Source organism: Bifidobacterium asteroides (assembly GCF_048001765.1).
GTDB classification, from domain to species: Bacteria; Actinomycetota; Actinomycetes; order Actinomycetales; family Bifidobacteriaceae; genus Bombiscardovia; species Bombiscardovia asteroides_K.
Genome location: NZ_CP181447.1, coordinates 341784 through 364753, shown reverse-complemented (window position 1 = coordinate 364753; position 22970 = coordinate 341784). Strand labels below are relative to the sequence as shown.

At 59.0% G+C, this 22970-nt stretch carries 16 protein-coding genes and 2 tRNA genes; 2 read left to right on the top strand and 16 right to left on the bottom strand.

Annotation, left to right across the window (positions count from 1 at the left end):
* Positions 1 to 15: 15 nt before the first annotated feature.
* Positions 16 to 1419 carry a 3-isopropylmalate dehydratase large subunit gene (leuC, locus tag ACNAOV_RS01340; RefSeq protein ID WP_416517645.1) on the bottom strand — a complete coding sequence of 468 codons (1404 nt, stop codon included), beginning with the start codon at positions 1417 to 1419 and terminating at the stop codon, positions 16 to 18.
* Between the two features lie 194 nt (positions 1420 to 1613).
* Here leuC and ACNAOV_RS01335 point away from each other — a divergent pair, with 194 nt between their 5' ends.
* Entirely contained in the window at positions 1614 to 2360 is a 747-nt protein-coding gene (locus ACNAOV_RS01335) for an IclR family transcriptional regulator (RefSeq protein ID WP_172636696.1), read from the top strand.
* Positions 2361 to 2384: 24 nt separating this feature from the next.
* Here ACNAOV_RS01335 and ACNAOV_RS01330 read toward each other — a convergent pair whose 3' ends face one another.
* Positions 2385 to 3866, bottom strand: coding sequence for a serine/threonine protein phosphatase (locus tag ACNAOV_RS01330; protein WP_416517644.1), 1482 nt, complete (start codon positions 3864 to 3866; stop codon positions 2385 to 2387).
* A gap of 206 nt (positions 3867 to 4072) precedes the next feature.
* On the opposite strand from ACNAOV_RS01330, the gene ACNAOV_RS01325 reads away from it, so the two are divergent.
* Positions 4073 to 5032, top strand: coding sequence for a polyprenyl synthetase family protein (locus tag ACNAOV_RS01325; RefSeq protein ID WP_416517643.1), 960 nt, complete (start codon positions 4073 to 4075; stop codon positions 5030 to 5032).
* 246 nt (positions 5033 to 5278) lie between these two features.
* On the opposite strand, the gene ACNAOV_RS01320 is transcribed toward ACNAOV_RS01325, so the two are convergent.
* From ACNAOV_RS01320 to ACNAOV_RS01255, 14 genes are all read right to left on the bottom strand, one after another.
* Entirely contained in the window at positions 5279 to 6772 is a 1494-nt protein-coding gene (locus ACNAOV_RS01320; protein WP_416517642.1) for a cytochrome ubiquinol oxidase subunit I, read from the bottom strand.
* Between the two features lie 261 nt (positions 6773 to 7033).
* Positions 7034 to 8893 carry a thiol reductant ABC exporter subunit CydC gene (gene cydC, locus ACNAOV_RS01315; protein ID WP_416517641.1) on the bottom strand — a complete coding sequence of 620 codons (1860 nt, stop codon included), beginning with the start codon at positions 8891 to 8893 and terminating at the stop codon, positions 7034 to 7036.
* Positions 8894 to 8912: 19 nt separating this feature from the next.
* Complete coding sequence (locus tag ACNAOV_RS01310; RefSeq protein ID WP_416517640.1) at positions 8913 to 10883, bottom strand: ABC transporter ATP-binding protein/permease; 1971 nt, start codon at positions 10881 to 10883, stop codon at positions 8913 to 8915.
* 61 nt (positions 10884 to 10944) lie between these two features.
* On the bottom strand, positions 10945 to 11997 hold the full coding sequence (cydB, locus tag ACNAOV_RS01305) for a cytochrome d ubiquinol oxidase subunit II (RefSeq protein WP_416517639.1): 1053 nt from the start codon (positions 11995 to 11997) through the stop codon (positions 10945 to 10947).
* Positions 11994 to 12224 carry a hypothetical protein gene (locus tag ACNAOV_RS01300; protein WP_416517638.1) on the bottom strand — a complete coding sequence of 77 codons (231 nt, stop codon included), beginning with the start codon at positions 12222 to 12224 and terminating at the stop codon, positions 11994 to 11996. Before ACNAOV_RS01300 ends, cydB begins: the two co-directional genes overlap by 4 nt.
* Before the next feature lie 53 nt (positions 12225 to 12277).
* A complete protein-coding gene (locus tag ACNAOV_RS01295) occupies positions 12278 to 13453 on the bottom strand; it encodes an NAD(P)/FAD-dependent oxidoreductase (protein WP_416517637.1) in 1176 nt (391 codons plus the stop codon).
* A gap of 315 nt (positions 13454 to 13768) precedes the next feature.
* A tRNA-Gln gene (locus tag ACNAOV_RS01290) sits at positions 13769 to 13840 on the bottom strand.
* A 41-nt stretch (positions 13841 to 13881) separates the two neighbouring features.
* Positions 13882 to 13954, bottom strand: a tRNA-Glu gene (locus tag ACNAOV_RS01285).
* Positions 13955 to 14022: 68 nt separating this feature from the next.
* Complete coding sequence (gene gltX, locus ACNAOV_RS01280) at positions 14023 to 15549, bottom strand: glutamate--tRNA ligase (protein ID WP_416517636.1); 1527 nt, start codon at positions 15547 to 15549, stop codon at positions 14023 to 14025.
* 56 nt (positions 15550 to 15605) lie between these two features.
* A complete protein-coding gene (gene nrdG / locus ACNAOV_RS01275; protein WP_416517635.1) occupies positions 15606 to 16328 on the bottom strand; it encodes an anaerobic ribonucleoside-triphosphate reductase activating protein in 723 nt (240 codons plus the stop codon).
* Between the two features lie 69 nt (positions 16329 to 16397).
* The gene (nrdD, locus tag ACNAOV_RS01270) at positions 16398 to 18794 is read right to left on the bottom strand and encodes an anaerobic ribonucleoside-triphosphate reductase (protein ID WP_044097678.1); all 2397 of its coding nucleotides are present in this window, start codon (positions 18792 to 18794) and stop codon (positions 16398 to 16400) included.
* A gap of 433 nt (positions 18795 to 19227) precedes the next feature.
* On the bottom strand, positions 19228 to 20094 hold the full coding sequence (locus tag ACNAOV_RS01265) for an MBL fold metallo-hydrolase (RefSeq protein ID WP_416517634.1): 867 nt from the start codon (positions 20092 to 20094) through the stop codon (positions 19228 to 19230).
* Between the two features lie 35 nt (positions 20095 to 20129).
* Entirely contained in the window at positions 20130 to 21440 is a 1311-nt protein-coding gene (locus tag ACNAOV_RS01260; protein WP_029677669.1) for an MFS transporter, read from the bottom strand.
* 228 nt (positions 21441 to 21668) lie between these two features.
* On the bottom strand, positions 21669 to 22673 hold the full coding sequence (locus tag ACNAOV_RS01255) for a LacI family DNA-binding transcriptional regulator (RefSeq protein WP_416517633.1): 1005 nt from the start codon (positions 22671 to 22673) through the stop codon (positions 21669 to 21671).
* Positions 22674 to 22970 lie beyond the last annotated feature (297 nt).

The following is a 22970-nucleotide window of genomic DNA, read 5'->3' as shown; positions in this document are numbered from 1 at the left end:
CGTACGGTTGATGACTTACAGATCGGCCGGGGAGCAGATGGTTCCCCTGATGGCCGTCGCAGCAGCCACCTCGGGCGAGGCCAGATGCGTCCTGCCGCCCTTGCCCTGACGACCCTGGAAGTTGCGGTTGGATGTGGAGATGGAACGCTCTCCCGGCACCAGCTGGTCGGGGTTCATTCCCAGGCACATGGAGCAGCCGGCGTTGCGCCATTCGGCTCCGAAGTCCTCGAAGATGCGGTCCAGCCCCTCCTTTTCGGCCTGAATGCGAACGCGCGAAGAAGCCGGCACCACCAGGACGCGATGCAGGTTCTTGGCCTTGTGATGCCCCTTCATGATGGCCGCTGCCGCGCGCAGATCCTCGATGCGCCCATTGGTGCAGGAGCCGATGAACACAGTGTCCACGGCGATGTCGCGGATGGGCATCCCCGGCTTCAGACCCATATAGTCGATGGCCTCCTGGGCTGCCTGGCGCTTGGCCGGATCGGCGATCTTTTCGGGCACAGGCACATCAGCAGCTATGGGCAGGCCCTGTCCGGGATTGGTGCCCCAGGTCACGTATGGGGTCAGCTGGTCGGCATCCAGGATGACCTCCTTGTCGAAGACCGCATCCGGATCTGTAGGCAGGGTCCGCCAGTAGTCCAAAGCCTGATCCCACATGGCTCCCTTGGGGGCGTGCGGCCGGCCCTCCAGGTAGGCAAAGGTGGTTTCGTCCGGCGCGATCATCCCGGCCCTGGCCCCTGCCTCGATGGACATGTTGCAGATGGTCATGCGTGCGTCCATGGACATCCGCCGAATGGCCTCGCCCCGGTACTCCAGAACGTGCCCTTGGCCGCCGCCCGTGCCGATTTTGGCGATGACAGCCAGGATGACGTCCTTGGCGCCTACGCCCGGCTTGAGCTGCCCGCGGACGGTGATGGCCATGGTCTTGAAAGGCTTCAGGCTCAGAGTCTGGGTGGCCAGGACATGCTCCACCTCGGAGGTGCCGATGCCGAAAGCCAGGGCCCCGAAGGCCCCGTGGGTCGAGGTATGCGAATCGCCGCAGACGATGGTCATGCCGGGCTGGGTCAGCCCCAGGACGGGTGCAAAAGCATGCACGATGCCCTGGTCGGCATTCCCCAATGGAAGCAGACGGACGCCGAACTCACGGCAGTTGCGCTCCAGGGTGGAGATCTGCAGGGCCGAAACCTTGTCGGCGATGGGCCGATCGATGTCGATGGTGGGGGTGTTGTGATCCTCGGTGGCGATGACCTGGTCCACGTGACGAATCTTCCGGCCTGCCAGGCGCAGACCCTCGAAAGCCTGTGGACTGGTCACCTCGTGCATGAGCTGCAGATCGATGTAGATCAGATCGGGCTCGCCGCCTTGGCCCTTTCTGACCAAATGATCGGTCCAGACCTTTTCCGCCATTGTGCGTCCCATATCGCCTCCTGAAAGCCTACGACCGGCCAGGGCACCAATCTCATCGGCACCCCCGCCGGCCTCTTACCACCGAGTATGGAACTGCCCAACCGTTATGAACTTTTGCATTTCATATACTGAGATGGCATAATTCAACCATGGACACACCTTCTATGAACGACGACGACAGATATCCCTCCGTAAACGATCCAAACATGCATCAGGAGGAAATTCATTCGGGCGTCGGCGTTCTGGACAAGACGGTGCGAATTCTGGACACCCTGGAGACCGGACCCATGACCCTGGGCCAGCTGGTCAACGCCACCGGGTTGGCCCGACCCACAGCCCACCGGTTGGCCATCGCCTTGGAGCGCCACCGCTTCGTGCTGCGGGACGCGCATGGCCGCTTCGTCCTGGGTTCCCGCTTCGCCGAACTGGCCGCCGCCGCCGGCGAGGATCGACTGCTGACCGCCTCGGGGCCCATCCTGCATACACTGCTCAACCGTTCGGGCGAGTCGGCCCAGATTTTCCGCCGCCAGGGCGAGGTCCGGGTCTGCATCGCCGCGGTGGAACGCGCCTCGGGCCTGCGTGACTCCATCCCCGTAGGCGCCCTGCTGTCCATGGAGGCCGGGTCCGCGGCACAGATTCTGCTGGCCTGGGAGGAACCTGAGCGCCTCCATCAGGGTCTGCGACACGCCAAGTTCAATGCAGCGACCCTGGCCACGGTCCGCAAGCGCGGCTGGGCCGAGTCCATCAACGAGCGCGAAGAGGGCGTCTGTTCCATCTCGGCCCCCATCCGCAACGGTTCCGGGCAGGTCATGGCCGCCATATCCATCTCTGGACCGGTCAACCGCATGTCCACCACGCCGGGAAGGCGCTACGCTCCCTTGGTCATGGCTGCCGGCAAATATCTGACCGAAGCCCTGCTTCGAGCCTCATCCCCTGCCCGTCGTAGGGTCTGAGCGAGTTTCCCGGCACACCTGTCCTTATCGTCGCCGAGAGGAGCCCCAGGAGGCAATCAACCCTGCCAAGGCCGTAAGACCACCCGCCAAAAACCCGGGCCGACGCAAGAGGTTGACCGCGTCCCCAGTTGAAGTAGGCACATGGCTCATGGCGAAGGTGTACACCTTGTGCGATCCTGGCCGTCCCACCAATTGCCCGAACTCCAAAAGCTGGGTGCGAGGGTGATGGGGATGGCGGATGTCAAACTCGAAGAGCCGCGCCGCCCGCTTGCTGGGCACAGGACCGTAGGAGCCAAATCCACATGTGGGCGTGGCCCCCAACATCAGATCCCCACGGCGTCCGACAAAACCATTGCGATGGTCATGCCCGGCGAAGAGAGCGAAGTAGCCCCGGTTCCGAGTGAGCAGGTCATACTCGCCGCTGTCCTCGTCCGGGCAGGAGACACCTTCGCCCAGGTAGGAGCCCGGGCAGGTGCGCGACTCGTCCAGGACGTAGCAATGGGAGTCGAAACTTCGGTAGCCCTGAACCGCATAGGCCGTGGTGGCCGGCACCGGCTTGAGCAGATCATAGAACTGGGGAATGGGCATGTGCTGGAAGACGATGGATCGATTGCCTAATAGGTCAGGAGCGGCCGCCAGAAAGTCCAGAGCCTGGGCCGAAGGTGAACCATAGCCGCCTGCACGGGCATAGTCACCAGAGTCCACCAGAACCAGTCCCATGACCACCCCGTGACCGTCACAATCCGCCACAGGGAGGGCGAAGGTGCCCGGAGCGCAGACAAAGGCAGTCTGGGAGGGCAGGGCCGATCCGATCAGCGCATGGACCCGATCAGGATGGGCGACCGTAGCCTCCGGGTTCAAGCAACCAGGCACCTCCCGATAGATGGCATCCATTTGATCCGTATCCAGGCCGCACTGGAAGTCGTGATTGCCATAGGTGACGACGAAAGGAATCCTGCGCTCAACCAGTGGGCCGGTGATTAGGCCAACGGTTCTGCGGACCAAATCCTCGGTGTGTTTGATGTTCTGCTGACGTACACGCTCGGCATCCCTGTCAGCCCCCTGACGCTCCGATTCCCTGCGACTCAGCTCCCTGTGGTCCGCATCGGCTTGACCATCCTGAGATTTGGCGGAGCGCTTCAGGGAGGCTCCCCCAAATCCCAGAGCACCGCCCATACTCAGACCAGCAGAGTATATGCCGTCCAGGGGGGTGCTCCAACGTCTCTTACGGAAGGTGCGCTCGTAGGCCGTGTCGTAACCGGCCACCTGGTTACCCGAAAAGACCACCAGATCGGGCTTCGCTGCATCACAAGCCGCGGCTATCAGCCTGATTGTGTCCGGAGAGACCTTGGGACCCTCCTGAACGTCGGCCAGCTGCAGAAGTCTGAACTTGCCCGAGTAATGGAACTGAAGTCGCCCCAGTCGTGCCGAAACGGACAGCAGACGATCATGCTCTCCCTCGCCGCCTTGTGAGGAAACCTGATCTGCGTGGTGATGCTGACTCATACATCTAGCCTACTTCACCCGGCTTCACTCCTAGGTCGATCTGTGCAGCCCCCTTACGAATGGAATCCAGGCCGACTCCCGATGTTAGCTTGACCACAGTGGGTACAACGACAGCCAGGACCGGGCCAACAATCTTCAAGGCTGGCCCCGGTCTTGGTATATTGAATACGTTGCGGTTCTTAACGAGATAGAGGGAGCGTACCTCCATGGCAGAAGGACAAGAGCTCCTGTTGCGCAAGGATCTTGAGCGGGTTGTCGACCGCCTGCACCAGGAGCGTACCCATGTAGCCCCCTATCAGGAGGATTACCGTCGACTGCTGGATAACCATGGCAAGATGATTCGCGCCGCCATGGTGGTCCTCTTTGCCCGAGCCGGAGCACGAAACGGAGGGCGCCTGGACGATACCGTCATCACCGGCGCCGCCGCCATCGAGATGCTTCATCTGGCTACCTTGGTCCACGACGACGTTCTGGACAATGCCCCCATCCGTCGCAACAAGCCCACGGTCCACACCATCCGGGGCAACAAGGCCGCTATCTATCTGGGAGACCTGATCCTTTCGCGCTATATGGAGATCATGGCCTCCATCGCCCCTGACACAGGCTTTATCCGCGAGCAGGCCGGCACGGTCTGCGAAATCGTAGGTGGCGAGCTCTACCAGGAGTCCGACCGCCACCACACCCATATAACCATTGACGATTACGACCGGGCCATCTCGGGCAAGACCGCAGCCCTCTTCCGCCTGGCCTGCCTGACCGGGATCCGACTTGATGGCCAGCCGACTGACCCGGCCTTGGAGCGGACCGCCAGAGACTTCGGCAGCAACCTGGGCATGGCCTTCCAAATTATCGATGACATCAACGATTTTGATCTGGATCGTGACACCGGCAAGCCCAAGCTGGAGGATATTCGTGACGGGATTTACACCCTGCCGGTTCTGCTGGGATTCCAGGAGGATGAGAACTTCAGAACTTTGGTTCAGCAGGACAATCCCGATCAGGTGGTTGACTACCTCAGAGCACATCCCAAATTGATGGAGAGCAGCCGGCGAATCGCCAAAGACTATCTGCGACGGGCTTCAGACAGCCTGGAGGTTTCCTCTATGGACAAAGGCGTGCGTGACCTCTTGCAGAGAATTACATCAAAGCTGACCGCCCAGGTCTGACCGAATCGACGCGACAGAACCAGCTCGAGCGGACCTGAACGAGTCAAGCCAGTCCGGCACCAGATATAATAAGCGGAACATCCATCACATCTGTCGCTTCATGCTCGGCATCGCTCTCTTTTCTGGATCTCACTCCCATCCGCCGCTGATCGCGAACCCTACGACAGCAAATCCCCCGTCCCGAACCATACGGTCCGAAGCGGGGGATTTACCGAAGGGGAAGGAAAGGTTTAGGTCAGCCGATCGTCAGGCCAAGGCCACCCGGGCCGGTGCTCCATGCACCTTGGCAGGCTGTAGTCCATTGCCGTCATCCGGCTTGTAGAAGGGTCCCTGGTGCAGAGTCCTCCTGGTGTAGAAGATCATGACTCCGCCCAGAACCAGGAAGAGCAGGAAGTAGACGATGCAGGTGAAGAGCAGGTTCGGCACCGTGCTGGTGGGCGAAACTCCATCGGCAATGGTCTGGTAACCGTAAACCAGCCATGGATAGCGTCCAAGCTCAGTCACCAGCCAGCCACTGGTCGTCGCGGCGAAGGGGGCGAAGGTGAAAATACCCATAATCCAGAGCTTCCAACGCGAGGTGAACAGGGTGTTCTTCTTCTTACGTGTGAACCAGAGCACCAATGCTGATATCAAGGCAAAGGCAAACCCGATTCCGACCATCAGACGGAATACCCAGAATAGGGTGGTAACCGGCACGTAGTAGTTCATGTCCTTGCCAAACTTGGCGTCATACTTCTCGTGCAGCTCCTTGTTGACGGTGTTCATGCCCTTGACGGCGCCTGTTTTCTTGCCGTAAGCCAGCTGCGACATGGCTCCTGGAATCTCGATGGACCCCTCAATCTTATGGTCCTTCTCATTTATCAGAGCCACAGCATTCCAAGGAGCGGGATCGCCGGTGTCCTCATAGATGGCCTCGGTGGCAGCCAGCTTCATAGGCTGATCAGTCACGATGTACTTGCCCTGCAAATCACCGTAGGTGATCACGCAGATGGAACCGATAAGCCCGAGCAGAGCGGCCAGACGGATGGACTTGGTGAACAAGTTGACCTTGGCCTGCTTCTCGGAGTCAGCCTCGACAGCGGCCACGGCCTTGTCCTTGTTCCCCATATGCATCCTCAACAGGCTGAAAGCACTGCAACCCATGACCACAAAGGCCCCTGTGCAGACGGCGGCAAAGAAGACGTGGGGGAACTCAATCCACAGCTGGGGATTGGATACGACATCACCAAAATTGCGCAACCGAACATGGCCGGTGGCCTGGTTGATCTCAAATCCAACCGGGTGCTGCATGAAGCTGTTGGCAGCCAGAATCCAGATGGCTGACATGGAGGAACCCAGGAAGGTCAGCCAGATGAAGACCGCATGCACGGCCGGCTTGAAACGGTTCCAGGTGAACATCCACACGCCGATGAAAGTTGATTCCAGGAAGAAGGCCACCAAGGCCTCAATGGCCAGTGGAGCGCCGAATATGTCACCCATGAACCTTGAGTAATTGGACCAGTTCATGCCGAACTGGAACTCCTGGATGATGCCGGTTACCACGCCGACCGCAAAGGAGAGCAGGAAGATCTTGGACCAGAACATGGTCATCTTCTTGTAGACATCCTTTTTGGTCACCACATAGACGGTCTCCATGATGGCGACCGCCAGAGCCAGACCGATGGTCATAGGAACATAGAAGAAGTGGAATATCGTCGTCATGGCGAACTGGAATCTAGACAATCCCAATACAGTGAACATCGTTCCTCCCAATCTCTGCAGGGTTCGTCGGGCGCGGGTACACGGGTCGAATCCGGACGGATTCAGATATGACCAGGCTTATGCCCACGAGAACCTTTCAGCTCTCCCCGACTTCGCGACCTGGTCGCTTCCGCGGGCTCCGGTTTCCATACCGTCCAGTCCATGAACCGACGGTACACGGTGACCAATCGGGAAGCCATCCGCCAAGATCGGCAACCCGACAACCGTGCAAAATTCATTGCTCGGGAAACAGCCTGATGGTCATTCAACAGGGTTCCGTCCATCTGAATCTGACTGCTTATCCAAGTATATCCCTTGACCTGCACCCTTGTCCACGTCCGAGACGTCCATGCGATAAAGTTCACGGAAACGGGCGTTCTCCCGGTACAGGTCAACAGGCCGGCCCTGCATGGCGATGTGCCCATCCTGCATAAAGATGACCTGGTCGGCCTCCTCCAGCCCCTGCAGGTGGTGGGTCACCCAAAGAAGGGTGCGATCCTGGCTGACCTTGAAGATCATGGCCATGAGCCTGCGTTCGGTTATGGGATCCAAACCGATGGTTGGCTCGTCCAGAAGGATGATTGGAGTACGCTTGAGCACAATCCTGGCCAGGGCCAAACGCTGACGCTGCCCGCCAGAAAGACGACCGCCAGCTTCATCCACCGGCGTGTCGATTCCCTGCGGCATGTCAGCAACAACCTGATCCAGCTGTACGGCCTTCAAGGCCTGACGAACCTGATCATCATCAGCCTGTGGGGCACCCAGACGCACGTTAGAGGCGATAGTGGTGTTGAAGAGGAATGCCTGTTGGTTCAGGTAGCCGAAGAGCTCAGGACGCTGATCCTGCAGTGCGTCGACTGGTATGTCGTTGATGAGGATGCGGCCACTGGTGGGGCGCAGATCGCCTAGAAGCAGCTGAAGGACCGTTGTCTTGCCCTCTCCGCTGGGACCGAGCAGAGCCACCCGCTGCCCACCTTCAATCCGCAGGCTGAAGTCGTCCAGCAACAGGGGGTCATGAGGTCCGTATGAGAAGCTGACATGATCAAAGACGATTGACTTGATCGGCCCCTCCAGCTTGGTCTGGGGACTTGGCGCAGTTTGCCGGGACTCGACCCGCTCGGTCAGATCATTCAGGTGGTCCAGCGAATCTGTGTAGAGGGGAACCTCAGCCACAGCCTGCGAGACCACGATGAAGCAGTCGACCAAGGGGAAAACCGCCAGAACCACGGCTGCCGCGAAGTCAGCTATGGAGGTGGAGCTGGTCATACGCAGATCTGCTCCCACAATCAGGGCCACCACCATAAGGGCGAAAATCATCTGGATACCACAGTTGCGCCAGCGTTCAAATCGCTTCTGCTCTCTACGGCCGGTGGCGATACCGTTGAAGTCGCCGGATGCTGTATCCACAAAACGCCGACGACGGCGTGTGATCACCCAGTCCCCCAGGCCCATGTAGCTCTCGGTCACTGCAGTGTACTGGTCCTGCCGCCGCGCCTTCTCCATGTCATAACGCCCGTCTGAATAAGCCAGCGAGACCAGCGGGATCAGGATCAGGATCAGAGCGAAAAGCAGGAAGAGTAGGAGCGAGGTCAGCCAGGAGAAGACGCCTACAGCTATGGTGACCACCACCCACATCATGTAGGCCACTACCGTGGGGAAGATGGTGCGCAGATAGAAGTTCTCCAAGTGGTCCAGATCGTCCGAGAGCATGCCAAGTACCGTACCTGTACGCTCATGCTCGTTCAAGAAAGCTGCGTCCTTCGAAAGGGTGCGGTAAAGCTGAACCCGCAGCTTGGAAACCACTCGGAGCACCCAGTCATGGCTCTTGATGCGCTCCAGGTACTTGAATGTAGGCCGTCCAATGCCGAAGCCCCTGGTCAGGACCACCGGCACGTACACGGCAAAGATGTTGAAAGGATGACGGGCGGACCTGCTGATCAGGAAGCCTGAGGTGAACATCAGCCCGGCTGCGCACACGAAGGTGATGGTTCCCAGGAAGAAGATCAGGGCAAGCAGCCCCTTGTTCTGACGCAGGTAGGGCCAGAACCAATGGTCCCGGTGCCAGATATGCATGTAGCCCGACAGTCCGCGGCCGCGGAGGGAGGCCTTAGGCGATCCCATGCCGTCCCTTCCGGCGGTTTCAGTCCTGCTGGTAGTCGGCAATCTGGTTCCCTCCCATCTCATCGATCAGCGCATCCAAGGGTCCGCCTTGTCCGATCAGCTCATGCGGATCGCCCTGGGCCACAATTCGTCCATGCTCCAGCATGATCACCCAGTCCATGTTGGCCAGCCAGTGCAGCCGGTGGGTGGCAAGGACGACCAGGTGTCCGTCCATGATGGGCAGCAGGGTCTGTTTCAGATCGTATTCGGTCTCGATGTCCAGGTGGGCTGTGGGCTCGTCAAAGAACAGGATTTCGCGCGAGGGATCCAGGATGCCCCTGGCCAGGGCGATCCGCTGGGCCTGGCCGCCGCTGATGCCGCGGTTGCCCTCTCCGATTTGGGTGTGCAGACCTTCAGGCAATGTTTTCAGCCAGTCGGTCAGTCCAGCCCTATCGGCTGCACGGTCTACTTCGGCATCGTCTGCCTCTTGGTTATAAAAGCGAATATTGTCGGCCACTGTACCGTGAAAGATGAAGGGGTTCTGCGGAATGTAGCTGATATGCCTCTGCCAGGCAGCCACGTTGCAATGCTCCAGCTGATGACCATCCAGGTCGATGGTGCCTGCCTTGGGCTGGTCAAATCCGGCCAGCAAATCCATCAGCGTAGACTTGCCGGCACCGGAGCGGCCGACAACAGCCACCTTGGAAAAGCCGTGCAGGTCGAAGTCCAGCCCATTCAGGGCAAGGGGCTGCTCTTCCGAGCCCCCGTCAGACCCGCTGATCTGTGAAGCCGCAGTAGCTTCGACACCGGCTCCCTTCGATGCCGTGGAACCGAGTTCCACAGAAGCCGACGTCCCATCACCGACATGAATCTTGGATGCCTTGGGCTTGCGTCTCTTCTTGCTAGGCTTTTGACTCTCGGACTTGGCCATGGCATCCATCTGTGCCCCGGCTGAAGCATTGCTCTCTATTGGCTTGGGGCCAGGATAGGCGAAATCGATTCCTTCCAGGCGCAGGTGGCTTTCTTCCTTCCACCCGGACCAGTCCAGTTCCTCCAAGCGCTTGGGCTCTGGTTGGTCCAGCATATCCGCGATATCGTCCAAGGCGTTCTTGCCGTTCAGCGTGGCGTGGAAATCATCTCCGAACTGGCGGATGGGCATGAAGTACTCAGGGGCCAGAATCAGGGCCAAGAGAGCCGGAAAGAGCTCCACCTTGGCATTGATCAGATTGTTGCCCAAGAAAACGGCCATGATGGCGATTGCCAAGGTGGCAAAGAAGTCCAAAGCAAAGGTGGAGGTCATGGCGATCCGGATAACGCTCATGGTCCTCTTGCGGAAACGATCCGAGACCGAATAGATCTCGTCCTCGTACTCCTTGTCAATGCCCAACATCTTCAGGGTCGGCAGACCCAGGACCGTATCCATGAACCTGGTGTTGAGCTTGCGGAATTGAGCATACTGCCGACTGGAGCGATCCCTGGCTGCCAGACCCAGGATGACCATGAAGAAGATGAGCAGGGGCAGCATAAGCATAAGGATGAGCCCGGAACCTGCATCCTGGATCCAGACCACAACCAGGACGATCAGGGGAATAAAGATGAGATCCATCATCTTTGGCAGGACCGTCAGCACGTAGGTGCGCACCTGATCGAGTCCATCCACCAGCATGGTGACGGCCGAGCCCGTGCCACGCCGGGCCAGGGCCGATGGTCCCAGTGAGAATACCTTGTCCTGAATACGTGGCCGCAGCTCGGCTACGATGGCATCTGCACGGTCGGTGGCGATACGATCCTTGGCCACGTCGCAGAGCTGTCGACAGGTGTAGGCGGCCAAAAAGATCAGCACCGGCACCACCAGCACCTTGAGGTTCTGAAGGTGCCAAATGCGCACCAGAGCCAGAGTCAACCCATAGGCCTGAACCACCACGCCTATTCCCTGAACCAGGGACAGGGCAGCCAGCAGGCCCAAGGTGGACCGGACTCCGTCGAAACGAAAGAGATTCTTGTCAATCAATGCATTATCCTCCGGATGCGCTCCGGTCCTGCCAGCACTGCCCCCCTGCCTCCTTTGGCTCTCAGACGGTCTCAGCCAGGGTGGCCGAAGGAGCCACGGGTGAGGTCAGATGGGCTCCATCGGTGTCCAGCCGCTTGCGCTGGATGAAGTAGCTCCAGATGAAGTAGGCCAGCATGATGGGCAGGAAGATGCAAAGCACAACGGTCATGATCTTCATGGTCAGCGGCGAGGCCGAGGCATCCTGGATCAGCAGGTTATGTGCTGGATCGTCAGCGATCATCACCCGCGGGAAGAGCCCGTTGAAGATAAAGGCGATAATGGCCATCAGGGTGATGCCCGAGCAGGTGAAGGCGTAGCCGCCGCGCTTCTTGAAGACGGCAACGTGACCTCCGATAACCGACGCCAGGATGATGACGGTGATCAGCCAGGTGGACAGAGGGCGTGCCTTGTAGAAGTCGGTGTTGAAGATGGCCAGGAGCACGAAGACAATCAGGGCCGGATATGCGATCCAGTAAGCCTTCTCGCTGACGTTGAGCATCCGGCGGGAATCCATGGCGCCCAGCTTCAGGCTCAGGAAGTGCAGGCCATGAACGAAGCTGAAGAAGACGACAGCGATGCCGCCGACCACGGACAGCCAGTTGAACACGTCAAAGAACCCAGGCCAGGCATCGCCGTTCTTGTCCATGGGAATGCCCTGGATCAGGCTGGTCAGCATCATGCCCAGGAAGAATGGCGCAAAGAGGGAACCGATGAAGTTGGCCCACTGCCAGACACCGCGCTCACGGCTGGTCAGCGCGTGGGAGGCGAACTCGAATGAGACGCCACGCAGAATCAGGGAAACCAGTACCAGGAAGAGCAGGAGGTAATACCCCGAGAAAAGGGAGGCGTACCAGAGCGGGAAGGCGGCGAACATAGCGCCGCCGGCGGTAATCAGCCAGACCTCGTTGCCATCCCAGTGGGGGCCGATGGCCCTCATGAAGGTGGCGCGCTCATCACCGTCACGGGCCACGAACCTGGTAGCCATGCCAACGCCGAAGTCGAACCCTTCAAGCAGAAGGAATCCCGCAAAAAGCAGGCCGATGACAAAGAACCATAAACCTTGTAGAAAACTCATGCTAATGCCACTCTCCTCTCGCTCCTGCCGATCCGCGCACGGGCACGGGGGCCTCCACCATCCCGGCGGAAGCCGCAGTCGGTCACGGTTTCCGCCGGAATGAGGAGGAGCAGGAGGTAGTCAATGATGTCGATGAACACAGGGCCGATGGCCACCGTGGCCCAGAACGATCCGATCCGATGCTGGAAGGGGACGAACATGTGCCGCATCCTCATGACCTGAAACATGTTCGTCCTCCTCTCCCTCGTCGTCTAGCCCCTGGCGTCTTTAAGACGCTGGTTCAGTTGCTCTCCAACATGGTACGCACGTCGGCCAATTCCAGGACCGACCGCTCGTTTACGATCCACTTCAGGACCGAGACCGCCTTGCCCTTGAGCTTCAGCGTGCCCATACGGTCGATTTCGGCAACCCCGGCGTGGGGGCCAAGGGAGCACACGGTCCCTAGGCTCCGGAAGGTGAACCGTTGGGGCTCCTGTCCCCGCATTCTGGCAAGGACATTCGCGGCCGCGGTATCAGCCTGGGCCATCGAAATCTGTGCAGTGGTCGGGTAGAGCCGACCTGACTGCGGATCGGGAACGGCGCTGACATCACCCACCAGAAACTCCTCTGGATGCTGCTCCACCGACAGGTCATCCCTGACCACTACACGGTTACGCTTCTGATTATACCCGGAATCGGCAATAACGTGGCTACCACGCACACCCGTTGTCCAAATGATCGTATGGGCCTTGAACTCCTGGTCATTGGAGACCACGGCATCCTGCCTGACCTCGGTAATGGGGGTGGAGGTGTGGAAGTTGACTCCGCGCTTGCGCAGGTAATCCACAGCCCAGTCGACCAGGTCCTTGCTGAACATGGGCAGGATCTTGGGCGAGGCCTCAATGCAATCCACCTTGACCTGATCCATGGGGAAGCCCAGGCGCTTCGAGAGCTGAGGCAGACGGTAGACCAGTTCGCCCAGGTACTCGATGCTGGTGAAGCCAGCGCCGCAGACAACGATGCTCAGATCCAGCGGATCGTGGCTGGTCTTGTAGCGGGCCAGCGTCTCTTCCAGCTTCTTACGGGCCGCCAGAGCGGTGTCCACGTCGACGAGCGGCCATCCATACTCATCGGCACCCTTGATGCCGAAGGTTTCGGACTCGAAGCCCAGGGCATTGATCAGGTAATCATAGGACAGAGGATCGTGATGCTCCAGGCTGACCCGGCGGTTGTCCTGATCGATGCCAACCACCTTGTCGACAATCAGCTCCACCGAATCGGGCAGGGACTTGCGCAGGTCGAAGACCACGTCCGCAGGCTCCTTAGTCCCCGCCGCCACCTGGTGCAACTGGGTGGACTCGTAGTGATACTCATTCTGATTGACCAGGACTATATGGGCATCAGTCTTTGCATGAGCCAGCTTCTTGACCGCGCGAAGACCCGCATAACCAGCTCCCAACACCATGATTGTCGTCATAATCACACACCTTTACCGAAAAAATCGTACAATGATTCATATACCGGGTGATGTTGCCCGATCAGCCGATGATTGGGTCCATCACTCAAGCCTCTATGCTCAAAGTATCAGATTCCGTCATCGGAAACTCTGACATAGCAGTCTGCCGGGCCTCCTCTTTTTGTTTGCTTGCTCACACCGTGGGCAACTCTCGTGGATACCACTGGCCGCCGCTTTGCAAACCAGAAGCATTCCTAGATTCCATGGTAATGCGTAAACAAGAAGAGCGGAACACCGTGTCGGCGTTCCGCTCCTTGGGACTCAATGTCTCTACCGCTGGGGTACCTGGACTCGAACCAAGAATGGATGAACCAGAATCACCTGTGTTGCCAATTACACCATACCCCAATTGGCTGTGCGACAATCGCTTGGACGGTTGCCACATGTCGTACCCCCGACCGGATTTGGACCGGTGTTGGCGCCGTGAGAGGGCGTAGTCCTAGACCGCTAGACGACGGGGGCTTCACTTTTCGCCGCGTACGAACCCGGTTCAGCAGGTCAGTAGCACAACAAAAAAGAAATATACCCGCTCAGAGGTTTTGGCGCAAGTTGGACATCCTTCGGAGTGTTGTACTCTTGCCCAGGATCTCCAGGGACTCAAACAGGGGCGGCGAGACCCGCCTTCCCGAGACCGCCACCCTGACCGGGCCGAAGGCCAGACGGGGCTTATAGCCGCCCTCATCCACCAAGGCCTGGGTAAGCAGGTCGTGAAGGTGATCGGTCTTCCAGTCCTGGTCCGGCACATCCTGCAGGGCGGCGATAGCCAGGTCCAGGACCTGTCCGGCGGAGTCCTTGAGCTGTTTGCGGGCATCCGGCTCAGGCTCCAGGTACTCCTCCTGGCTGAGCAGACTGCCCACCATGCCGGAGACCTCGCCCAGCAGACGTACGCGGGGCTGGACCAGGGGGGCGGCAGCACTCAGAATCCGTTGCTCACGATCGCTCAGGTCCTGCCAGCGCTCGGCACTCACCAGCCCGTCGCGCTTGAGGTAGGGCAGGGACCGGTTCAGGAAGTCCTGTGGCTCCAGCATGCGGATGTGCTCGGCGTTGATGGCCACGGCCTTGTCGATATCGAAGTGTGCCGGATTGGCCTTGACGTCCCGGATGTCGAAGTGCTCAACCATCTCGTCCATGGAGAAGACATCACGGTCGGGGCCGATGGACCAGCCAAGCAGGGCCAGATAGTTGAGCAGGCCTTCGGGAATGAAGCCGTGCTCCCGGTGCAGGAAGAGGTTGGACTCGGGGTCGCGCTTGGACAGCTTCTTCTTGCCCTGGCCCATGACGTAGGGCAGGTGCCCGAACAGGGGCATGGCCCGGGCTATGCCCAGCTCCATCAGGTACCGGTAGAGGACGATCTGCCGGGGGGTGGAGCTGAGCAGATCCTCGCCGCGCAGGACCACGTTGATGCGCATCAGGGCGTCATCCACCGGGTTGGTCAGCGTGTAAAGGGGATCGCCGTTGGGGCGCACAATCACATAGTCGGGCACAGACCCGGCCTTGAACTCGATGTGTCCGCGAATCAGGTCGTCAAAGGCGATGTCCTCGTCGGGCATGCGGACGCGCAGGGCTGGTCGCCGGCCCTGATCGCGGAAGGCCTGACGCTGCTCCTCGCTCAGGTCGCGGTCGTAACCGTCGTAGCCGAAAGCGGCAGGACGACCGGCGGCCAGGTTGCGCTCCTTGATCTCCTCGGCGGTGGAATAAGACTCGTAGGCGTAGCCGGCATCCAACAGCTGCCGGGCTACATCGCGGTATATGTCGCCACGCTCGGACTGCCGGTAGGGGCCATCCGGGCCGCCGACCTCCACACCCTCGTCCCAGTCCAGCCCCAGCCACTTGAGGGCCTCCAGAATCTGCTGGTAGCTCTCCTCGCTGTCGCGCTGGGCATCGGTGTCCTCGATGCGGAAGACGAAGGTGCCATGCGAGTGCCGGGCCTGGGCCCAGTTGAAGAGTGCAGTTCGAACCATGCCCACATGCGGGGTGCCGGTCGGCGAAGGGCAGAAACGGACCCTCAGGTCCTTAGGCAGGTCGGGTTTGGCGTCGTGATCATGCTCATCAGTCATGACACCCATTGTGCCCCGGCAAGGCGACGTAGACCAATTCAGGGCAGGAGCCGGTATCAGCCCCGCTGCTGCTCCTGCTGACGGTCCTTGCTGTAGGTCTCCGGAATGAACCTGGTCTGGTCGTGCAACTTGGACCAGATGACCACCTGGCCCTGCTCCAAGGAACGTGGCACATCGATGATCCGCTGGTTGTCCGAGCCTCGGAACTGGAGCAGGCTGTTCTTCCGATTCTCCAAGTAGCGTCCGTCCACCAGCACGTCAAGGTAGGAGATCAGCTGGGCCTTGTCCGGGGTCTCCCCCGGCCGGTTCAACTCCTCCCAGGTGTAGCCGGTCCAGCACCAGATATCCTTCTCGTGGCCGAACTCGCGCCGGATTCGCTCCGAAAGGCCGAGCAACATGGGGGTGTTGAGCAGAGGCTCCCCGCCCAGGTAGGTGATGCCCTGCACATAGGACAGCGACAGGTCCTTGATGATGCGGTCCTCAAGCTGCTGGGTATAGGGGTGCCCGGCGCTGAAGTCCCATATGGAGGCGTTGTAGCACCCCTGGCAGCGGAAGGGGCAGCCGCTGACGTAGAGGGAGCAACGGATCCCCTCGCCGTCGGTCATGACCAGACGCTTGTAGTCCGCCACGATTCCCCGACTGAGCCGGCGACCGTCCCACTGGCCGGCCTTGGGATTGTTGGTCAGCGCAGAGGGAACCCCCGGACCGCGCCCCTGCTCATCAGCAGCGAAGTCACGGTGGCCGCCTGTCTTCCTCATGGCTCCCTGTATGTCCGTCATCTGGTCCTCCTCATGACAATGGCGGGCCGCAAACTACCCGGCCCGCCATTAACTGCGTCTTTTCAGAGCCTATTCGGCCTTGTCGTCGAACCACTCCTTGGTGGATCCGTCCTTGAGGACCACGTGGCCGGTCTCGCCCTCCATGTGCTTGACGCGGTGGGCGATCTCCTCGTGCCTGCCGTGGACCATGGGCCGCTGGACGGGGTTGCCCAGGTAGCCGCAGGTGCGCTTGGTCACGTTGCACTTGTCAGGGTCGTCGTTGCCGCATTCGGGGCACTTGAAGCCCTCCTCGGTGGGCTCGAAGTCGCCCTCGTATCCACAGACGAAGCAGTGATCGATGGGCGTGTTGGTGCCCAAGTAGCCGATGCCGATGTCGTAGGCGTAGTCCCAGACCGCCTCCAGGGCCTTGGGGTTCTGCTGCATGGAGGGGAACTCGCAGTAGTTGATGAAACCGCCTGAGGCCAGATAGGGGAAGTCCCGTTCATAGCTGAGCTTCTCCATGGGTGTGGGCCGCAGCCAGACCGGGTAATGGAAGCTGTTGGTGTAGAAGTCATGGTCGGTCACGCCGTCAACTACGCCGAACTTCTCCTTGTCCATCCGGGCGAAGCGATCAGTCAGCGACTCGGCCGGGGTGGAGTAGACCGAGTAATGGTATCCCTCAGCCTTCTCCCACTGCTTGCAGAGCTGGTTCATCCGACGCACGATGCTCAGGGCGAATTCCTTGCCCTCCGGATCCCAGCTGTGGTCCTTCATCCAGTCCTTGCCGTAGAAGACGCTGGTGGCCTCGTAGAGGCCGATGTAACCCAGCGAAACGGTGGCGCGGCTGTTGCGGAAGAGGGTGTCTACACTGTCGGTTGGCTTCAGCCTGCCGAAGGCGCCGTACTGGTAAAGGGTGGGGGCGTTGATGGGCGTGGCCTGCTTGCAGCGCATGATGCGGAACTGCAGGGCGTGATGGGCCACCTCCATGCGCTGGTCGAATATCTTCCAGAATCGATCCTTGTCGCCGCGGGACTCCAGAGCGATACGCGGGATGTTGACGGTGACGACGCCCAGGTTCATACGGCCGTCCTCCTCGTCCTCGCCCGTCTCGGGGTTGGTCCAGGCCTGCAGGAAGGAACGGCAACCCATAGGGGCCTTGAAGGAGCCCGTGATCTTGATCAGGTTCTCGTAGAAGACCACGTCGGGGTACATGCGCTTGGTCGAGCACTCCAGAGCCAACTGCTTCATGTCGTAGTTGGGATCGCCCTCGTCCGCATTCAGACCGTGCTTGATGGTGAAGACCAGCTTGGGGAAGATGGCAGTGTGGCGGTCCTTGCCCAGTCCGCGGATACGGATCAGGAAGATGGCACGCTGAATCTCCCGGGCGAACCAGGAAGTGCCCAGGCCGAAGCCCACGGTGACGAAGGGCGTCTGCCCGTTGGAGACACGGTTGGAGTTGATCTGGTACTCCATGGTCTGCATGGCATCGTAGATGTTCTTGCGGGTCAGGATCTTGGCATAGACCTGACGCAACCGAACGATCTGCGGAGCGTCCAGATCGAAGGGGGCATCCTCACCGATGGGGGCACGATCATCCAGATGGAGCCAATCAGCCTCCCGAGCCTTGAGGCCACGGACGACATCCTTGGCCACGTCGATAGGCTCCTCGTCCGGCAGGACGGCCTCAGCCATGGAATAGTTCTTCTTGTAGTCCAGACGCGCATACTTGTCCAGCATCTCATCACAGCGGTTGACCGTCTGGCCGCCGTACTGAGAGCCGGCGATGTCCTTGATGATCTGGGTGATCTGCGTAGCGGCCGTGCCGATGGACTTGGGCGAGTCCATCATGGCGTTGCCCAGCTCGAAGCCGTGGGCCAGCATGTCGCCGAAGTCAGGCAGGGAGCAGTTGGTCTCGGCCGTAAAGGGCGAGTAGTCCGCGTCGTGGAAGTGGATGTCACCCTTCATATGGGCATTGGAGACATCCTTGGGCAGCATGGCGAAGGCCGAAGCCTTGGAGACCGCGCCGGCAAGCAGATCACGCTGAGTGGCGTAGACGTTGGCATCCTTGTTGGCGTTCTCGCGCACCAGGGTTTCGTCCTTGCTGGTCAGACGGTGAACAGCCTCGTTGACATCAGTGGCCTTGGCCCGCTGAATGTCACGGTCGAGACGGTAGGAGGTATAGGAGCGAGCAATCTCGTAAAGATGGGCATTGACCAGCGCGTGCTCGACCAGAGTCTGGATGTCCTCGATCTTGACCGGATTGGTGTAGCGATCGGTGATCTCGGACTGGACAGTCAGGGCCATACCCCGGATTTGCTGGCGATCCTCGGGGCTGACCTCATGCTTGACGTCCTTGAAGGCGGCTTCGATGGCATTCATGATGTTGACGGGATCAAAATCGACGATCCGGCCGTCGCGCTTCTCGACCAGAATGCCATCGACAGCATCGCGATCCGAAATGCCACGCTCCTTCACGCTATCGGTCATGACCTCAGTATCCATCGTCACTCCTCATACTGTCTTACAGGTGTTCATGTGCAGTTGCTTTGGCGTTCCCAAATTCCATGCTGGGAACGGCGAATCACATGGATGTCATTCTTGATGACAAGACTCACTCTATCACGTCGTGACCACCATATGTAGTGCCCGAGGATGATTCGTTTCCTACATCTAGTTATTCCCGTGTTTTGTGAACTGAGTCACAAATAGCAGGGTCTGGACAAGGGCGGCAAATGGCCGAAAGGCTATTGAAGGTCATTGACAGGCACGACACAGCCGCCCGACACTCCGCACAGTATGCACTTCTTTTGTCGAGACCACGCTACAAGGCATAGGTCATCTCCACTCCAGCTTACATCTGCACAGATGCAGAAAGGCGGCCCTGACCAAAATGGTCAGAGTCGCCAGCGAAGCCCAACGCTTAGACTGCTTGGGGCTGGATGTTCGTCACCATTCCATCGTAAGAGCTGACAAACCCCTCTTTGACGGCGGCCTCCTGCATCTGTTCATAACTGGCATTGCCGTGATGAGAGAAATGGTTGCACACGAACATAGTGTGCGAATCGGCCAGTCCCATCTTCACCATGCGATCCCTGACTCGCAGATTGTCAGAAAAGTTCATGTGGACGTCGGAGCTGAAATCAGTCAGCCCATGGGTGCAATCCAAGGAAACGTAGTCGTATTTAAGCCCAGCTTTGGCCAAGTCCTTCCAGGTCGATTCATAGAAGTAGGCCGTATCATGCGCATACAGCAGACCGACTTGACCGTCTGTCAGTCCGTAGAAGAGACAATCGCCGAAATGATGGCCATGCTTGGCTTCAAAAGCGTATACCGTGTAGGTCCTGCCATTCCCAGCCGTCACAGTGACGCTGTCACCAGGATGAAGTGCATGATACGTTAACTTGTCGTAATCGTAATGCTCCTCCAGGAAGAAAGCCCGCTCGTAAAAGCCTTTGACTGTTTCAGAGCCATAGACATCCATGTGGGTGGGATTGTCATCGGCATATGAATCCATGCGATAAGCCAGATCCTCACCGTAAAAATGATCAGAGTGCCAGTGAGTGATGAAGAGCTGGGTAATTGCCGGCAGATCAAAGTTGTCATTATTAATAAAATGACAATAAGTATCACCAGGGAAATCAAGCAGGAGTGCATCATCAACCAGAGCCTGGGACTGGGTACGAATTTCCTTGCCTCCGATGCATCTGGCCTGCTTACATAGATCACACATGCAGAAAATGCCGGGGATCCTTTCGGCTGCAGCTGTCCCTAGGTGTTCAAATTTCATAATTGTTCATACTCCTTTGTGATAGATGGAAATCTTCATGCCTGGGCAGACACGTCATGCGACTCGGCATAGCGTTTGCGAAGTATGACCCTGTTGCCAACCAGGCAGACCAGAATTCCCAAAACACTGAAGATCGCCAGCATGCCAAAGATCAGGTTATATGCCTTTTGGGTGTCGAAATTGTCGATGATGGCTCCAAAGAGCATGTAAGCAAAGAACGAGGGGCAATACCCGATGAATGAGGCAATGGACATGGCGGTGGCCGAGATCTCTGAATCTACCCCGTACTCACCTATGGGTGCATAGTAGACGGCGCGCAAAGCCACACAGATGAAAGTCACGAGGCAGCAGAGGACGACCACAGGAATCATCCATCCCGAGCTTCGGGGCGTGAAGATGACCGATATGCTGATGACACAAACGATGACATAGAGCAGCGCCATCCACTGGGGGGTTGTCTTAAACCTCTTTGTGGCTAGCACACCCGACAAAGCCGCCGCGATCAGACCCATAAGCCCGGAATTGACTATGCCGAAAAGACCCGCAGCCGCATCAGACAGTTTGAATGATGCCTGGACGAAAGGAAGAAAGTAAGTGTTGGCAGCCACGTAGATCAAATAAGTGGCAGCCGCACCGAAGCCTGTAGTCCACACTATCGGTAGTTTCATAGCCCGCAGGACCATCGCAGCCCCGTTGTTTTTGGGGGCCTTGCCCTTGACTGCGCCAGCCTGTTCATGCAGGAAGTCCTTGGGAATAAACCGAAGCACGACGAAAGAGTAGAGCATCATGCACACCGGGTAGGTGCACATAGCGATGCGAGCGCCGAAGATCTGCGAGCCCCCGAGCGTGAACAATCCTAAGGTGCAGGCATTAAGCACCAGTCCGATGGCGGATCGTATACATTCCTGAGTGCTGAAAGCGGCAGCCTGCGTCCGCTCCGTGGCCAAACTCTTAGTCGACTTCTGAATTGTTGGCCAATAGATGGCGTCGCCGAAAAAGCCAAAGGCCGCGAAAGCCAGTATCAGGAACCAGTATGGCAGATGAGGCACTAGGCCCAGAATGAGGGCGAATATTCCATAACCCCACAGATCCACGGCGATGAGCTTGCGGATAGGCAACAAATCCTGCAACCAGCCCAACAGGGCGTAACCGAATATCTGCACGAAGCCTATGAGACCCAGCAAAAATCCAAGCTGGGCATTAGATACCCCTAGAGCTTGGCGAAAGGGTTCGTAAATTACACTCTTGATGCTGGAAAACCAATAGATACAGGTGGATAAGGTAATGACTATGAAAATACCAAACTGTTTTCGAGACATACCCAAGTAGTCCAAGAGCCACTTCATTACCAATCTCCTTATAGGGTTGATGGTGCTTCAACGCACCCGGGCGAAACCGCCCACCCACGTAAGAGCGACTCTGCTTCGAATCACTCAATCCCGTGGAGTCGTGAACCCTTTTAGTTCACAGGGCAAAAAGCTACCCCCCCCCCCCGACACGGCACGGTCCGGCGATAACCGAACAGTCGGGTTTTTATAAACGACCAGAAGAGAACGTATGAACGCAATAGATTACTAGGCCAGCAGACCCCTTGGCACGAATAGAGTTTGGGTGCGTAGACGGCGATCCACGCTCATGCCTTCCGGAGCCTGCCGCCCCGGCTCGATCATGGACAGGAGCATGTCAACGCCCTGGCGACCCATGCGATCCACCTGCTGGGAGATGACCGAAACCTGGGGACTGATCAGTTGAAAGACCTCCAGATCATCGAAGGAGACCAGGGGCACACGCGAGCGCAAATCACCCTCCCACTCCATGGCGACAGCCTTGATGGCATCAGCCGAGTATCCGAAGATGACCGCGTCCACCCCTTGGCCGAGCAGGTGGCGCATGGTCGAGGCCGCCCGGGGACGGTCCTCAAACCCTTGGCGGACCACCAACCCCGTCAACCCCTGACGGGCATCCACGCCGTCCAGGAAAGCCTGCTCGCGCTCGCGGAAGGTGTAGGAGCGGCTCTCTGGGCCTGGGACGAAGGCCACTCGTCTGCTTCCCCTGGCCGCAAGAGCGTCCAGGGCTGCCTCCAAGCCGGGCACAGGGTCGGAGTCCACCAGAGGGACGCCGGGTAGGGTCTGGTCAGGGCGATCCACGAAAACAACGGGGAATTCTCGCGCCAGCATGGTGCGCAGCATGGGCGACGTGGGCCCGTCAGGCACGACCAGCACACCGTCCATATGCCGAGACAGAAGGATGCGGTAATAGTCCTCCTGCCTGCTGCCCTGGCAAGAGGACACGCCGATCAGGGGCGCGTAGCCGGCCGAGTAGAGCTGGTCCTGGACGGCGTAGACCAGCTCGGAGAAATAAGGGTTGCGGATGTCAGGGACCAGCAGACCTACGGCATGCGAGCGCGAGGATCGCATGGAACGGGCTCGGCTGTCTGGGATGTAACCCAGCTCCATGGCCGCCCTACGAACCCTGTCCTTGGTGGGCGGGGAGATGCGTCCCTTGTCATTGAGCGCCTGGGAGACCGTGGATACGGACATGCCCGCCTGCTTGGCCACATCACTGATGGTCACCGACATGGGAACCCTCCGTCGAACCCTACCGAAATCGGTTGTCTTGCTCCGGACGAGACCGACAGCGGTCGGCCCGCACGGACCTCTCGTGAGTCTCCAGTATAAGGGCAAAATGATGCAACCTTTCATCACGGCGAGGCAGGACCGGCTGGGTTGGACTAGAGTGGTCTTGTTCGCGCGGCTGGTGGCAGCAGCCGTAGCACACATCGCAGAATTCCATCGGTCAAGACCGTATCGGATCGTCGCGCGGGCTCCTCACCTTCCCGTAGCGGCCCCGATGCGGATGGGCACCAGGGGTGCCGG